The sequence below is a fragment of the Sphingopyxis solisilvae genome (genome assembly GCF_015475875.1).
Lineage (GTDB): Bacteria > Pseudomonadota > Alphaproteobacteria > Sphingomonadales > Sphingomonadaceae > Sphingopyxis > Sphingopyxis solisilvae.
In genome coordinates this window covers 129,766-144,516 of record NZ_JADKYM010000006.1, presented here as the reverse complement: position 1 = coordinate 144,516, position 14,751 = coordinate 129,766, and the positions used below count along the sequence as shown (strand labels likewise).

Below are 14,751 nucleotides of genomic sequence, written 5' to 3'. Positions count from 1 at the left end.
GATCCGCTGTTCCGGCGAATTGCGATCCGTTCGTGACGAGGTCGGCGGATGTCGCCGCTACCAGTACGGGAAGCAATATTGCGAACAAGAATTGAGCTCCGGGAAACTGAGCCTACAGAATGGCGGGCAGGATCTTGTCAGCCTCCTTGGCAGGAATCTCCGTCAACAGCTCATAAAAACTGCCGATCACCCGGCAAACATCTTCATCGGGGGACTCTCTTGAACGCAGGACCGCGCCAAGCCGTTCTTCCGGTACGCCCGACCGCCGGACCAGTTTTCCGACGAGTTCACCGGGAATCTCTGCCCGTTTTGGCACCAGTGCCCACTCGCGATCATCATAGTGATCGTGGACGGTCGAAAATATCTGATACCGGTACTCGGGCGAGAGGAGGCCGGCGCTGTTCCCCTGTCGCAAATAGGTTCGGGGATTGCGGATGAATTCAGCACAGCCGCGTGGATGGCTCTTCATTTTTTGGATCGTCGTTGCGCGGAGTTTCGCGTCCATGACCTGATCCTCGTAGGGGAGCTTGTCGATGATCAGATAATAGAGTTCGGTTATTTCCCGCATCATGATGCGATTGCGCGCCTCGTCGAGCGTATCGAAATCGCTGGCGACCTTGTGTAGCGCGGCAAATGTCTTGGGGCTTTTCGATCGCAATGTTTCGACGGACCTGCCGTCGGCCTGCGCATCGGGAAACTCGGTTTCGATAAAGCTGGCGATATGTGCATCGGCTTTTGCCGTGTGTAGCGCAGCGAGGGCGGCAGGATTATGGTCGATCCTGGATGAATCGGTGTCGACCAGTCTGCCGATCCCGGATAGCGCGAAAATTGCCAACGCGACCCAAGTCCACAGGCCGGGTCCTTTGACGCTGCCGCCCTCGACCTTCTTTTCCCAGCGGGCTACAAGTTCGGGCTGCCAATGCTCCTGCTCAAGCCACGGATAATCGCGGCGGACCGTAGCGATGAGATTGGCCATGCGCGGATTGTCGATGCCACGCGTCCAGAGCGGTCCCTTCGCCTTTCCGCGGCTCAGTTCGACCCATTCGCGATGATAGACGTGTCCGGGCGTTGCGATTGCACTGAGCACGCGCCGACCCTCGTCGGCGTTGACGAGCCACGGGATTGCAGGGTGGATGCCAAGTTCGTGCGCACGTTCGGACCAGTTGAAATATTCGGCGGCCTTGGGAAAAAACTCGGCGCCGCGAGGGAAGCGGTCGGCGAGCAGCTGCGCGAGCCAGCTTTCAACCCGTGCATAATGGCCAAGATCGGCCATGCGATCGTCATCGAACAACGCGTCAATATGCCGTTCCAGTTCCTCCGCTTCCTCCGACGTCAGTGCGCCGTCCTGCAGGAAAAGGTCGACCACCCGTTGAAAACGCCTGTCGTCCTCATCGTTATATTCGACCGTAAACACCGGCTTTTCTTCGGCTTCGCTTGTGAATTGACGCGTCTCTTCGGCGTCGGCTTCTTCGTCGGAAGACAGCTCTCCGAGGCCGAAGTCATCTTCGTCGCCGGTTGCCGGGGCACAAAGGAAATGACCTGAAAGCGCGGCATCGCGTGCATCGCGCAATGCCATATAGGCTTCGGTCTCGGCGTCATGGTCGAGCGCCTTGAGCCGTCGCGAATAGGCTTCACGGATCAATTTGCGGTCTTGCGTCGGCGCAATGTCGAGGAAAGACCATGGCCAGTGCAGGGCGGTCACAGGCGGTGATCCTGCTCCATTTCCTTTAGCGCGCTTGCCATCGCCCCGCGCGCTTCATCGATGGCGCGCGGATCCTGCGTTTCGAGCACGCCTTCGAAATGGAGCAGCATTCGTGCAACATGCTCACGCCGCTCGTCGATAAATTCTTCGTAGAGCCGCGCCGCCCAGCCTGCGATATACTGGTTTTCTGCTATATCCCGCGGGTGGGTCTTGAGCGCCGCGAGCTCGTCGCGCCGGGCTTCGAGCTGTTCGGTCGTCAGTCCCTCGCTATCGTCAGCGATCAACATCGACCGTGTTTCGCCCGTTTCCGGAATTGTCACGTCAACATCGAGCATGCCTGAACTATCGTAGGTGAAACGACAGTCGATCGAGACCTGGCCCGCCGGTTTTTTCGGAATGGGAAATTCCATTGTGCCGAGCAGGATGTTGTTCGCGACCTCGCGCGATTCTCCTTGGTAGACGTTGAGTTTGATGTGCGCCTGATTGTCGGACATCGACGAATAATTGTTAGTACGGCTGATTGGGGTCGGACTGTTGCGGCTGATGATCGGCGAGAATAGGCCGTCGCGAAGCCGGCCGTGGCTGTCATATTCGGTGACTTCGATCCCCAGCGTGAAGGGGCAGATATCGGTAAGCCGCACCTCGTCGAGGGCGGCGTGGCGCGCGACCAGCCCGGCCTGGATCGCTGCGCCGATGGCGACCGCATGATCGGGATGCACGACGTGATTGGGAAAGCGGCCGAACATCTTGGTGATAGCCTTTCGGATCACCGGCATACGTGTAGCGCCGCCGACAAGGACAATGTCGCTGAGCCCCTCAATACGCAAATTGCTGTCGCGCAACGAGCGCAGGATCGGGTCGCGGAGGCGTGCGAGCAGCGATGCGACGAGCGTTTCGAACTGGTCGGCGGTGATCGCCAGATCGAATTGGCGGTCGGAGAGCGTGAGCGCAACATGCGCCTCGGTGTGGTCGGTGAGCATCCGCCGCGCCGTATCCGCGCCCCGGAACAGGCGCGCGTCAAGCAGATTGCGCCGCACGTCGGATGGAAATTCGTTGTTTGCCGCCCAATGTGCGACAATCGCGTTGGTGAAATCGTCACCACCGAGGCGGTTGTCTCCCGACGAGGCGCGGACTTCCACGATCGCGTCAAACATTTCGACGATCGAAACATCGAACGTGCCGCCACCAAGATCGAAGACAAGAAAGGGCTCGCGATCCTCCCTGTCCGCAATGCCGAAAGCAAGGGCGGCCGCGGTCGGCTCGTTGAGCAGCCGGGCGACCTTCAACCCAGCGAGTTCGCCCGCGCGCCGCGTCGCCTTGCGCTGCTTGTCGTTGAAATAGGCTGGAACGGTAATTACCGCCTCGGTCACGTCCTGACCGGTTGCCGCCTCGACGTCTTCTTTCAGGCTACGCAGGACGATCGCCGACAGATCTTCGGCCTTGAAAGAATAGCGCCCAATTTTGATCATGCGGTTGGTACCGATGAAACGCTTGAAGCTGGTGACGGCCTCGCCGGGTTTCAGCACCCAGTGATTGAGCGCGGGCTTGCCGACCAGCGTCGTTCCATCCGGCAAGATCGCAACGGCCGACGGCGTGAGCAGATCGCCCAACGCGTTAGGGATTAGTCTTGTTTGGCCATTTTCAAAGATTGCCGCTGCGCTGTTGGTCGTGCCCAGATCGATTCCGACGATCATTTTGCCCCCGAATTTCCGTGATGCGGCGGATTCGCCGTCATCTTTGCTTTCGGGTGCAACAAGTTTTTTCTGCAATCAATGGAAAGTTGGTCCGCTAATCAATGCGCTTCGCCCCAGCTTTTGCCGATGCCGATTTCGACTTCGAGCGGGACCGATAAGGTCAGCGCCGGTTCGGCGGCGCCCATCATTACCCGCCGGATGACCTCGCCCGCCGCCTCGGCCTGGCCCTCAGGTGCCTCGAACACCAGTTCGTCGTGGACCTGCAGCAGCATTTTGACGTCGGCCAGCCCCGCTTCGGCCAGCGCCGTGGGCATGCGCGCCATCGCGCGTTTGATCAGGTCGGCGCTGGTGCCCTGGATCGGGGCGTTGATCGCGGCGCGTTCGCTGCCCGCGCGTTCATTCTGGTTGGCGGCCTTGATGCGCGGGAACCAGGTTTTGCGCCCGAACAACGTCTCGGTGTACCCCGTCGCCCGCGCCCTTTCGAGCGTGTCAGTGATATAGTCCGAAATGCCGGGGAAGCGTTCAAAATAGCGCGCGATGAGCGCCTGCGCCTCGTCGGGGGTAATCTCGAGCCGTCCCGCCAGTCCCCAGCGCGAAATGCCGTAGAGGATCGAGAAATTGACCGTCTTGGCCTTGCCGCGGGTGTCGCGGTTGCTTTCGCCGAACAATTCGATCGCGGTGGCGCTGTGGATGTCCTGCCCCTGCGCAAAGGCTTCCTTCAGTTCGGGAACGTCGGCCATGTGCGCAGCGAGGCGCAGCTCGATCTGGCTATAGTCGGCGGCGATTAGGACGTGGCCCGGCGCGGCGATAAAGGCGTCGCGGATCTGGCGCCCGGTTTCGGTACGGATCGGGATATTCTGGAGGTTCGGGTCGGTCGACGACAGCCGCCCGGTCTGCGCACCGACCAGGCTGTAGCTGGTGTGGACGCGCCCCGTGGCGGGATTGATCTGTTGCTGTAGCGCGTCGGTATAGGTTGATTTGAGTTTCGACAGCTGGCGCCATTCCAGGATCTTGCGCGCGATCGGCAAACCGTCGCGCTCGAGCCGTTCGAGTTCGTTCTGATCGGTCGACCAGTCGCCGGACTTGCCCTTGCGCCCGCCTTTCAGGCCGAGCTTGTCGAACAGGATTTCGCCAAGCTGCTTGGGACTGCCGATCGCGAAGGGCTGGCCCGCAAGCTCGTGAATCTCGCCCTCGATTCGCAGCATTTCGGTCGCAAACTCGCCCGACAGCTTCGCCAGATAGTCGCGGTCGACCATGATCCCGGCTCGCTCCATGGTCTCGATCACCGCCGCCAGCGGGCGATCGACCATCTCGTAAACGCGGGTGCCACCTTCGAGCGGCAGCCGCAGCTTGAGCAGCTTCCAGAGCCGCAGCGCCACATCGGCGTCCTCGGCAGCATATTCGGTGGCGCGATCGAGCTGGACTTCGGCAAAGCTGATCTGTGACTTGCCGGTGCCGCAGACGTCCTTGAACGACAGGCAGGCATGGTCGAGGTGCAGCTTCGCCAGTTCGTCGAGCCCGTGCTGATGCTTGCCCGCGTCGAGCGCAAAGCTCATCACCAGCGTGTCGTCATAAGGGGCGATGGTGATGCCATGCTGCGCGAGCACGCCGATGTCATATTTCAGATTATGCCCGACCTTCAGCACCGCATCGTCCGAGAACAGGGCGCGCAGCCGGTCCAGCGCCGCGTCCATCGCGATCTGCTCGGGCTTTTCGGCGAACATATCGGTGCCGCCATGACCGAGCGGGATGTAGCACGCCTTGCCCGGCGCGGTCGCCAGACTGACCCCGACGAGCCGTCCGGTGACACTGTCGAGGCTCGCGGTTTCGGTGTCGATCGCGACGACATGCGCGGCGCGGGCCGCCGCGATCCAGCGGTCGAGCGCTTCGAGGCTGGTCACACATTCATAGGCGGTGCGATCGATCGCCGGCATCGCGGGCAGGGTTGGCGTCGCCGGGGTTGCCGACGGCGCGGTGCCGCCTTGCGCCGCGCTCTTGTGCGTCGGGGTCGGCGGACCGCCGGGCGACGCGCCGTTCGACAGCTTGGCCGACAGCGAGCGGAAGCCATGTTCGTCGAGAAAGGCGCGCAGCGGATCGGGCGGTATGTCGCCGAGCTTCATTTCGTCGAGTGGTTGCGGCAACGGCACGTCGCGTTTCAGGTCGACCAATATGCGCGACAGCCGCGCCATGTCGGCATGTTCGATCAGATTGTCGCGCAGCTTTGACGGCTTCATCGTCTCGGCGCCCGCGAGCGCTTTTTCCAGATCGCCATATTCGACGATCAGCTTGGTCGCGGTCTTTGGTCCGACGCCGCGGACCCCGGGCACATTGTCGACGCTGTCGCCCATCAATGCGAGCACGTCGCCGACGAGGTCGGGGGTGACGCCGAATTTCTCGTTCACCGCCTCCAGCCCCATGTGGACGTTCTTCATTGTGTCGAGCATGTCGACTTGCGGCCCCTCGGCGGGCTGGCGGATCAACTGCATCAGATCCTTGTCGGACGACACGATGGTAACGTCCCAGCCCGCGGCGACCGCGGCTTCGGTATAGCTGGCGATCAGGTCGTCGGCCTCATACCCCGCCATTTCGATGCACGGCAGCGAAAAGGCGCGCGTCGCGTCGCGGATCAGCGGGAATTGCGGACGCAAATCCTCGGGCGGTTCGGGGCGGTTCGCTTTATATTGATCGTATATGTCGTTGCGAAAGCTGTGGCTCGAATGGTCGAGAATCACCGCCAGATGCGTCGGCTCTTCGGCATCGTTCAGATCTTTCGCCAGCTTCCACAACATGGTCGTATAGCCATAGACGGCGCCGACGGGCACGCCGTTGGGGTTCGTCAGCGGCGGCAGGCGGTGATAGGCGCGAAAGATATAGCTGGAGCCATCGACCAGATAGAGATGATTCTTGTCCGACATGGCGCGGGGTGTAGCGCGCGCTAGGGCCGGGGTCGAGGCGGCAGGTCGAAATGCATCACATCCTCGCGCACGCCGAGCTTCGTGTACAGCGCAACCGCCGGATCGTCGCCATAGTCGGCTTGGACGAACACCGCCCAGGCGCCGGTTTCCACGGCGATGTGCTGAAGTTCGGCGATCAGCGTGGTCGCGACCCCGCGGCGACGGACGCTTTCGGCGACCGCCAGATCGTAAAGGTAGATTTCGCTGCGCGCCGCCTCGAACTTGGGCAGTTCATAGGCGGTGAGGCCGCCGACGATACGGCCGTTGATCCGCGCCACGAGCAGGATGATCGCCTCCTTGGCAAGCTGGCGGGCGAGCCACGCGTCGTCGGGATGGTCGCGGCGATAGGTTTCATGGTCGGCAAAGGCGTCGGCATAAAGCGCGTTGAGGTCGCGCACCGCTTGGATGTCGCCGGGCGTGAGGCGCTGGACCGAAATCGTCGTCATGCGCGGTAATCTATCGAGAGTTTTGCGGCGGCAGCGACGGCAGCGGTGCGCGCGTCGTCGCTGGAGCCGCCGGTCACCTTCGCCAGCGTAACCCCCATGCGGCGGTGCGGGCGCGTGACCGGTTTTCCGAAAATGCGTGCGTCGATGGAAGTTGCGGGGTCGGGCTGGGCGAGCGCATCGGCGAGGCCCGTGATTGCAAAATCGCTTGCGTCGCGGTCGGCGAGCAGCACCGCGCTCGCGCTGGCATCGGGAACGGCGACGGCGGGGATGGGCAGACCAAGGATGGCGCGCGCATGGAGGTCGAATTCGGACAGCGACTGCGAGATCAGCGTCACCATGCCGGTGTCGTGCGGGCGCGGACTGAGCTCGGAAAAGATGACCGTGTCGCCCTTGACGAAAAACTCGACCCCGAAAATGCCGTAACCTCCAAGGGCATCAACGACCTTGGTCGCCATGTCCTGCGCGCTGGCCAGTGCTGCATCGGACATGGCCGCGGGTTGCCAGCTTTCGCGATAATCGCCGCGTTCCTGGCGGTGACCGATCGGCGGGCAAAAGGTCACGCCATCCTGGTGACGGACGGTTAGCAGGGTGATTTCGTAATCGAAGTCGATGAACGCCTCGGCAATCACGCGTAGCCGGTCGCCGCGCATGCCCGCGGCGGCATAATCCCACGCCGCGTCGATGTCGGCCGGGCTCTTGACTGTGCTCTGGCCCTTGCCCGATGAGGACATCACCGGCTTGACGACGAGCGGAAAGTCGATGCGCGCCGCGGCGGCATGCAGCGCCTCGCGCGTTTCGGCATATTCGAAGGTCGAGGTGGTGAGGCCAAGTTCGCTCGCGGCCAGATCGCGGATCGCGTCGCGGTTCATCGTCAACTGCGCGGCGCGCGCCGACGGGACAACGTGAAAGCCTTCGGCCTCGACTTCGGCGAGGATTTCGGTGCGGATCGCCTCGATCTCGGGCACTATATGGTCGGGCTGGTGCCTTTCGATCGCGCGGCGCAGCGCATCGCCGTCGAGCATCGAAAAGACCTCGAAGTCATCGGCAACCTGCATCGCGGGCGCGCCGTCATAGCTGTCGCAGGCAATGACGCGGCAGCCGAGGCGCTTCGCCGAAATCACAAATTCGCGGCCAAGCTCGCCCGAACCTAGCAACAGGATGGTGGCGGTGGGGGTCATGGCACAGGCTCCGGGCTCGAGAGATTTCGTCTCCCCCTAATCGCAGCCGCGGGGATTCGCCAGCACTCGCCGGTCAGCGCGGCCAGACGTCGGTGTCATGGTCGGGGTGCTGGTGATTGCTCGCCTGGATCGCGCCGACATAGGCCGCCATCGTCTCTTCGGTCGTCCCCTCGGCCTTGATCGGCAGATGATCGAAAAGCGGCAGCTGCGCTTCGACGCCGAACTGGACGCGCGGCGGGAATTGCGCCGGGTTGTCGAACGATCCGGTAGTCAGGTTGACATGCTTGCTGTCGTGATAATCGTAGAGCAGCGGCGTGCCGCAGTCGCGGCAGAAACCGCGCATCGCCTTGTCGGAGCTGGCGAAGGTTGCGGGTTCGCCGCGCGTCCAGGCAATTGCGTCGCGCGGGACGCCGATCAGCGCGATGAAGAAATTGCCCGCCGCCTTCTGGCACATGCGGCAATGGCAGATGTGCGAGGTGTCAAGCACCGCGGTGACATGATAGCGCACCGCGCCGCACTGGCAGCCGCCCGAGGCCTGGGTTTCGATCCGGTCCATTTGGCGATGCTATCAAGGGCGGCACGGTCTCGCAACCGTACCGCCCTTGTGGGTCAGCTACCGAAGCGTTCGATCACCTCGGCCAGCGGGACATGACCACGGAACGGACCGCTGCCCGCTACGCTGTCGCCGCTTTCCAGCGCGGTGGCGTAGATGACCGCAGGGTCGGCCTCCAGCCGCGTGCGCAAGGCGGCAAGCTTTGGCCAGCGCACCGGTTCGGCAACCTCGTGAAACTCCAGCCAGCGCGCGATGCCGATGAACAGTGCGTCGGCAAGCGTCGGCCGGTCGCCGACCAGATAAGGGCCGTTGCCGACCATCGCCTCCAGCTTGTCATGGCGTTCGATCACGGCTTCCTTGGCATATTCGCGCAGCGCCGCCTGCAACGCCGGGCGCGGCGGGTCCATTTCGAGCGCGACCCACAGCGGGCTGAAGGCGCCGGTGAAACCGGTGTTGATGAACGCCATGATCTGCCGCATCCGGTCGGCATCGAGCGACAGCGGATCGGGGCTGACCAGCCGATCATCGTCGCGCGCCGCCAGCCATTCCGCGATCGCCATGGTTTCGGTCAGCACTTGGCCTTTGCCGGTAATCAGCGCGGGCGTTTCGTGCCGCGCGTTGATGCGGGCATAGGACGGGTCGCGCATTTCGCCGAGCATATCGACGCGGCACAGGCGATAGGGTTTGCCCAGCCATTCGAGGGCCGCAACAAGGCCCATGGAACTTCCCAGCGGGAAGCCATAGATAAGGATCGGTTCCAATGTATTGCTCCATCTTTTTGAGGGGAGCTGCGCAGCGATCCCGGATATAGGGCGCCCGATGCGGGCGTAAATTACGCACCTTTTTGTAACCAGGGGAACGACGATGAAGGATCTGGTTTCGCGCTGTCCGATCGAAGAGGTGATGCAGGTGCTGAGCGGGCGCTGGCCCAGCCTGCTGATCTATTATCTGAGCGAAGGAACAAAGCGGTTCAGCGACTTGCAACGCGACAATCCGACGATTTCGCACAAGATGCTGACGATGGAGCTGCGCAAGCTGGAAGATGCGGGGATCGTCCAGCGCACCGAGTTCGATGGCTATCCGCGGCGCGTGGAATATGATCTGACCCCGGCGGGTCTGCGCCTCGTCCCGCTGATCGACGCGCTGGGCGACTGGTGGGAACGCGCGAGCAGCGACGTCCCGGGGGACCAGGATGTCGCTAACGACCATATAAAAATGATATGACATATCATTGAATACGGCAGGGCGAGTGTTAAGGCGTCGCGGGTAAATTTCGTTCGGAGGGGGAGAGAGATGTTCGACAATTTTCCGCAGCTATTGCTGCGGCATCGGCGCGCCGTCGGGCTGCTGGCGATCACGATCGCGGCCCTGACCTGGGCCGTCGATCTGACGGGGCTGGTGTATGAATGCCCCTATTGCCGCAGCCAGCGGACGGTGATCGGCCTGCTGGGGTTTTTGCTGATGCTACCCAACCCGGCGCACTGGCTGGTGCGTTACTTGTCGGCGGTGTTCGCGGTGTTCGGATTGTCGGTTGCGGCGACCCAGCATTTTCGCGGCTGGGCACGCATCATGGGCGGCGAGTTCGAATGGGGCGAACAATGGTATGTCAATGCCTGGATGCTGTCGGGCTTCGCCTTGTTCATCATCGTTGGCCTGCTGCTGCTGATCTGGAGCTGGCGACCTACACCGCCAGTCGCTGCCTGACGCGTCAGCCCGTCACTCCCACTCAATAATTTTCTAAGGCGTAACGCACTGAAAATACTTCCAAAAAAAATATTTGGTCCGAAATGACCGAACTGCGGCCCGTCAAAAACCTACGCTTTTGAAAAATAGAGAGAAATTCCTCGATTCGGCCGTGTCGCGAATTCGGAACCTATCGATAACTATCGGCTCGCCTCGGAGCGCGGCCGAGGTCCGAAATTAGGCACGGATTTGCGCGAATTTGCAACGGTTTTCTCCAAGGGGTAGCGCTGTTGCAGTGACATTCGGCGCTTATCGCAACCGCGCTTCCAGCCGCTCGTCGACCATCGACTGCCGCGAATCGCCGGGTCGGAATGTGCCGCACAAAATTCCCACCAAGAGGTTTGAACGCGCTTTCCCATCCAGCATTTGGCTGTCCGGTGCGCGCCCCCGCATTCAAATGCTCGATCGAGCAAGCGGACGTCGGAGAATGGCAGCGTCCTGAACGTAGCGCCATGAGCTCGGGATCAGTCTTTGTCCGATGCGATGTCTTAGCGGGGCGAGGCGCCGCTGATTGACAGGTTTGGCATAATGTGCAACGATTTTCCTTGAGGACAATGGCCTGATTCTGGGAGGTGGATTTGCCGCGATCGTCGCCGCCACCATATCGCCGTATGCATTCAACGGCGGGTGTATCATGCGCCGAAGGGCCGATATTCGAGATCAAGGTAAGGGCCGATGGCAAGCCGCTGTCGTTTGCCGAGGCCTATCCTCGAGCCCACCCTCTCCTGAAGCTTCTTGCACGGCCCTCGGAATAGCGATGCTTGCCGATGTGGCTCCGCGAGCTCCGGAAGAGTGTCTTGCGCGGTGCACGCCTGCTCACGACCACGCGCGGAAATAGAGACTTGTTGTCGTTCTGAATCAACCACTTGACTGTTAGATTTGGGCTGCCCTTTCCAACAGGCTTGTTTCGAATCAAAACAAACAGTATGGACGGACTGAAACTATGGAAGGCGCTCATGCTAGAGCAGTTGCGGTTCATTCGGGTCCCATGCCCCATGCTCGATGAAGCGGCGCGCCACGCCGTGGAGATTGTGGGCCTGGAGCGTGTCGACCAGGTGCCCAATGGGGAACGTTTTCGTTCGGATGCCCGATACTATAGCCTTGAGTTCGATGCCTCGGGACAGACGACGCGCCCTGTGGTGGGCATCTCGCTCCGGACCGTTGAACAATTGGACGCGCTTTCGGAGCAGCTTCCGAAGCTGGGATGGCGAGCCGAGGCGATACCATATGAGCTATGCCGGGCGCGCCGCTACCATGCCGGACTCAGCTGCCGCGACCTCAGCGGCAATTGCATCGAGCTCGTCGTACGTCCCGAAGATAGCGGTCGACGCTATTTTCCGTCCCGAGACGCGGGAATTCTTGGCCTGAACCAGGTCATATTGGGTTGCCTCGACCCCGCTTCCGATGCTGAAGTCTGGGTCGAAGCCTTTGGCGCGCGCATCACTGACCGGGTCGGGGACGCGGTCTACCTCAGCTGGGACGGGCAGCATCATCGCGTGATGCTCGTCCCGTCAAAGCGCGACAGCTTTCTCGTTGGCGGATACGAGGTCGAGAGCATCGATGCCGTGATGCAATCGAGCTATTTTCTCCTGGAGCGCCAGGTCGCCATCGTTCGAGGTCCGGGCAAGGATCCGGCCAGCGGTGAAATATTCCTGACTTTCAGCAGTCCGGTACCGGGCTTCTATTTCTCCTATTCGACGGGGTCCGTTCCTCTTCCGCAAGGCTCGCGACCTCGCCAGTTCGCCGACCTGCCGTCGTCACGGTGCAGTTGGGGGTCCACCTCCCAACTCGTTGAACTGGGAGGTTCGGCGTTATGACAATCGGCATTCTCGATATCGCGTACACACGGCTCAAGACCCCTGATCTCGAGCATGCTGCGGACTTCGCGACCCGCATTCTCGGACTCGAGGTTGTCGATCGCGCACGCGATCGCGGATCCTTTCGGTCCGACCATCGCATGTGCACGATGAGTTACGAAACCGGCGATCCGGCCGAGACGGTCGTTGGCTTCGAACTCGCCAGTGGCACGGACCTCGAGAGTGCGGCCACGACGCTCGAGGCGCTCGGGCACGCGGTGCGGCGCGGATCGCACGAGGAGCGCGAACAACGTTGCGTCATCGACTTCATATCATTCCGCGATGCGGGGGGCGCGCAAATCGAATTCGCGGTCGCTCCCCAGGTCTCGGGGCGCGGCGCGACATTAAGTCGCGATGCCGGAATCACGGGCTTCAGCCACGTCGGATTGTTCAGTAGCGACCCGGCGCGCGACGAACATTTCTGGACCCAGGTCTGCAACGCGCGCGTGAGCGATCGCGTCGGCGAGCTCCCGCTGCTGCGACTGAGCCAGATTCATCACAGCATCGCGCTGGTGCCGTCGGATCGTTTCGGAATCCAGCATATCAATCACCAAGTGGAGTCGATCGACGACGTCCAACGCAGCTATTCGCTGCTTCGGCAGCACAAGGTTCCAATCGTGTTCGGTCCCGGTCGGCACCCGACCTCAGGGGCGCGGTTCGTTTACTTCGAGGGCCCTGACGGAATGGTCTTCGAATATTCCGTTGGGGTCCGGGAGGTCGATGAGGAGACATACAGGGAGCGTCAGTTCGGGTTCGAGCCGAGGAGCTTCTGCATGTGGGGTGCCTCGCCGAAGATGAAGGAGCTGTCGAGCTAAATGTCCGCGGCCTTGGGCTCGCGGTGCCTGCGAGCGTAGCCGGGGCACATCGATTTCAAATCTTGAAGCAAACGATAACGCGCCGGTGGAGCGCTAGAGGAAGGACGGGAGATGACGGGTCAGGAGGCGTATCAGCGAGACATTGTCTGGCCGGCAAATTACAATGAGATCCCCAAGGAGATATTCGTTCGGCAGGATCTCTATCAAGCCGAGATCAACCGGATTTTTCGGGGGCCGGAATGGCATCCCGTCGCGCATGAAAGCGAGGTGCCGCTCCCCGGCGACTTCAAGACCTGCAATCTCGCGGACGTCCCCCTCCTGATCATCAGGGGCGAGGACGGGAAGGTCAGGGCCTTCTACAACGCCTGCTCGCATCGCAGCAACCAGATCGAGGTCAAACCGTCCGGCAATCGGACCGAATTCGAATGTCCCTATCATCGCTGGCTGTTCAATAGCGCAGGCGAGCTGGTCGGTTGTCCGAACCAGCGCGAGTTCACGCCCGGGTTCGACAAGAAGGACTATCCGCTGGCTCAGCCGCGTCAGGAATCGTTGGGCGGACTCCTGTTCGTCACCTTGTCGCCCGATACCGACAGCCTCGACGATTTCCTGCAGGAAGCGAAGACCTCGCTTATGGATATCATGGGCGGTGACGGCCGCCTCAGGTTGATCGGCTACCACCGGGTCCGATATCTCACCAACTGGAAGGCCTACAGCGACAACGACGGCTATCATCCGCCGCTTCTGCACCAGGCGTTCACCATGCTTAATTGGCAGGGCGGTGCCGGCAGACAATATGCGACGACCGGTCGTGGGCATTATTGTATCGATACGGAACTCACCGTCCCGAAGCCGACCAGCGTCATTCGCGACACCTCCGTAATCGAGTTCCGTGACGAAGGGCGCCCGAAGCGGTCGAGCGTTCTTGCGCTCTTTCCGATGCTCGTCGCGTCGAATTATCTCAACGTCATCAGCATTCGATTTGCCACGCCGGTCGCGATCGATGAGGTCGAGGTAAATTACGCCTATTTCGCCCATCAGGACGATGACGAGGAAATGGTGCGCCACCGTATCCGCCAAAGCTCGAATGCGATCGGGCCGTCCGGCCTGATCAGCATGGAGGATGCGTCGGTTTTTCACCGGGTGCACATCGGGAATCGCACGCCGGGCAAGGCCGTCTTCCAGAAGGGTGTGACCGATCCGTCGCGCCTCAGCTTCGAATTTCGGCAGAATGACGAAAGCGGCAATCTTCCGCACTGGGAATATTACCGGGCGGCGATGGGCTTCCGGAGGACGGCGGCATGAGCAAGTTGAGCCTGGAAGAGCTGGCCAGCCTCGACGTGCTGCAAGCCGCCTATATCTCCGCGCTCGACGGCAAGGCGATGAAGGCCTGGCTTGATACTTTCGACGATGACCCGGATGCGAGTTACATTTGCACGGCCCGAAACGACGTCGAATGCGGCCTGAAGGTGGCAATGATGCTCGACGATTGTCGAGACAGGCTCATAGACCGCTGTACCTTCATCGAGGATATCTGGGCCGGGACGTTTCAGGATTACCGGACGCGCCACTTTGCGCAGCGCGTAACAGCCGAACGGCGCGAAGACGGCAGCGTGGCGATGTCGTCGAATTTTTCGGTGATTTTCACGCCGGACGACACCGGGCTGCCGCAGCAACTCGCGACAGGGACATACGAAGACATCATCCGGATGGATGGCGGTCGATGCCGCTTCCTGTCGCGGACCGCCGTGACCGACAATTCGGTCCTGCCGCGGTACCTCGTGTTCCCGCTCTGAGGGGCGAACGGCATTTA

Annotated in this window: 13 protein-coding genes; 6 read left to right on the top strand and 7 right to left on the bottom strand. The window is 61.6% G+C overall.

Going from position 1 to position 14,751, the window contains the following annotated elements:
* Window positions 1-112 precede the first annotated feature (112 nt).
* The 7 genes from IR187_RS06440 to IR187_RS06410 all read right to left on the bottom strand — a co-directional run bounded on the left by IR187_RS06440 (window position 113) and on the right by IR187_RS06410 (window position 9,288).
* Window positions 113-1,702, bottom strand: coding sequence for a hypothetical protein (locus tag IR187_RS06440; RefSeq protein ID WP_194953782.1), 1,590 nt, complete (start codon window positions 1,700-1,702; stop codon window positions 113-115).
* The gene (locus IR187_RS06435; protein ID WP_194953781.1) at window positions 1,699-3,396 is read right to left on the bottom strand and encodes an Hsp70 family protein; all 1,698 of its coding nucleotides are present in this window, start codon (window positions 3,394-3,396) and stop codon (window positions 1,699-1,701) included. The genes IR187_RS06440 and IR187_RS06435 overlap by 4 nt, the downstream gene beginning before the upstream one ends.
* Window positions 3,397-3,494: 98 nt before the next feature.
* Window positions 3,495-6,311 (bottom strand): DNA polymerase I, encoded by a 2,817-nt coding sequence (polA, locus tag IR187_RS06430; protein WP_194953780.1) that lies wholly within the window; start codon window positions 6,309-6,311, stop codon window positions 3,495-3,497.
* 20 nt (window positions 6,312-6,331) lie between these two features.
* Window positions 6,332-6,796, bottom strand: a complete 465-nt coding sequence (locus tag IR187_RS06425; protein WP_194953779.1) for an AAC(3)-I family aminoglycoside N-acetyltransferase — start codon at window positions 6,794-6,796, stop codon at window positions 6,332-6,334.
* Window positions 6,793-7,974 (bottom strand): formate-dependent phosphoribosylglycinamide formyltransferase, encoded by a 1,182-nt coding sequence (purT, locus tag IR187_RS06420; RefSeq protein ID WP_194953778.1) that lies wholly within the window; start codon window positions 7,972-7,974, stop codon window positions 6,793-6,795. The genes IR187_RS06425 and purT overlap by 4 nt, the downstream gene beginning before the upstream one ends.
* Window positions 7,975-8,047: 73 nt before the next feature.
* Complete coding sequence (locus IR187_RS06415; protein WP_194953777.1) at window positions 8,048-8,530, bottom strand: GFA family protein; 483 nt, start codon at window positions 8,528-8,530, stop codon at window positions 8,048-8,050.
* A gap of 53 nt (window positions 8,531-8,583) precedes the next feature.
* Window positions 8,584-9,288: a glutathione S-transferase family protein gene (locus IR187_RS06410; protein ID WP_194953776.1), complete on the bottom strand. Its 705-nt coding sequence runs from the start codon at window positions 9,286-9,288 to the stop codon at window positions 8,584-8,586.
* A 103-nt stretch (window positions 9,289-9,391) separates the two neighbouring features.
* Here IR187_RS06410 and IR187_RS06405 point away from each other — a divergent pair, with 103 nt between their 5' ends.
* From IR187_RS06405 to IR187_RS06380, 6 genes are all read left to right on the top strand, one after another.
* On the top strand, window positions 9,392-9,751 hold the full coding sequence (locus tag IR187_RS06405) for a winged helix-turn-helix transcriptional regulator (RefSeq protein ID WP_194953775.1): 360 nt from the start codon (window positions 9,392-9,394) through the stop codon (window positions 9,749-9,751).
* Window positions 9,752-9,820: 69 nt separating this feature from the next.
* Window positions 9,821-10,231 carry a hypothetical protein gene (locus IR187_RS06400; RefSeq protein ID WP_194953774.1) on the top strand — a complete coding sequence of 137 codons (411 nt, stop codon included), beginning with the start codon at window positions 9,821-9,823 and terminating at the stop codon, window positions 10,229-10,231.
* Between the two features lie 965 nt (window positions 10,232-11,196).
* A complete protein-coding gene (locus tag IR187_RS06395) occupies window positions 11,197-12,087 on the top strand; it encodes a VOC family protein (protein WP_058807188.1) in 891 nt (296 codons plus the stop codon).
* A complete protein-coding gene (locus tag IR187_RS06390) occupies window positions 12,084-12,941 on the top strand; it encodes a VOC family protein (RefSeq protein WP_058807189.1) in 858 nt (285 codons plus the stop codon). The genes IR187_RS06395 and IR187_RS06390 overlap by 4 nt, the downstream gene beginning before the upstream one ends.
* A 111-nt stretch (window positions 12,942-13,052) precedes the next feature.
* Entirely contained in the window at window positions 13,053-14,243 is a 1,191-nt protein-coding gene (locus IR187_RS06385) for an aromatic ring-hydroxylating oxygenase subunit alpha (RefSeq protein ID WP_058807191.1), read from the top strand.
* Window positions 14,240-14,734: an aromatic-ring-hydroxylating dioxygenase subunit beta gene (locus IR187_RS06380; RefSeq protein ID WP_058807193.1), complete on the top strand. Its 495-nt coding sequence runs from the start codon at window positions 14,240-14,242 to the stop codon at window positions 14,732-14,734. The genes IR187_RS06385 and IR187_RS06380 overlap by 4 nt, the downstream gene beginning before the upstream one ends.
* The last annotated feature ends 17 nt before the right edge of the window (window positions 14,735-14,751 follow it).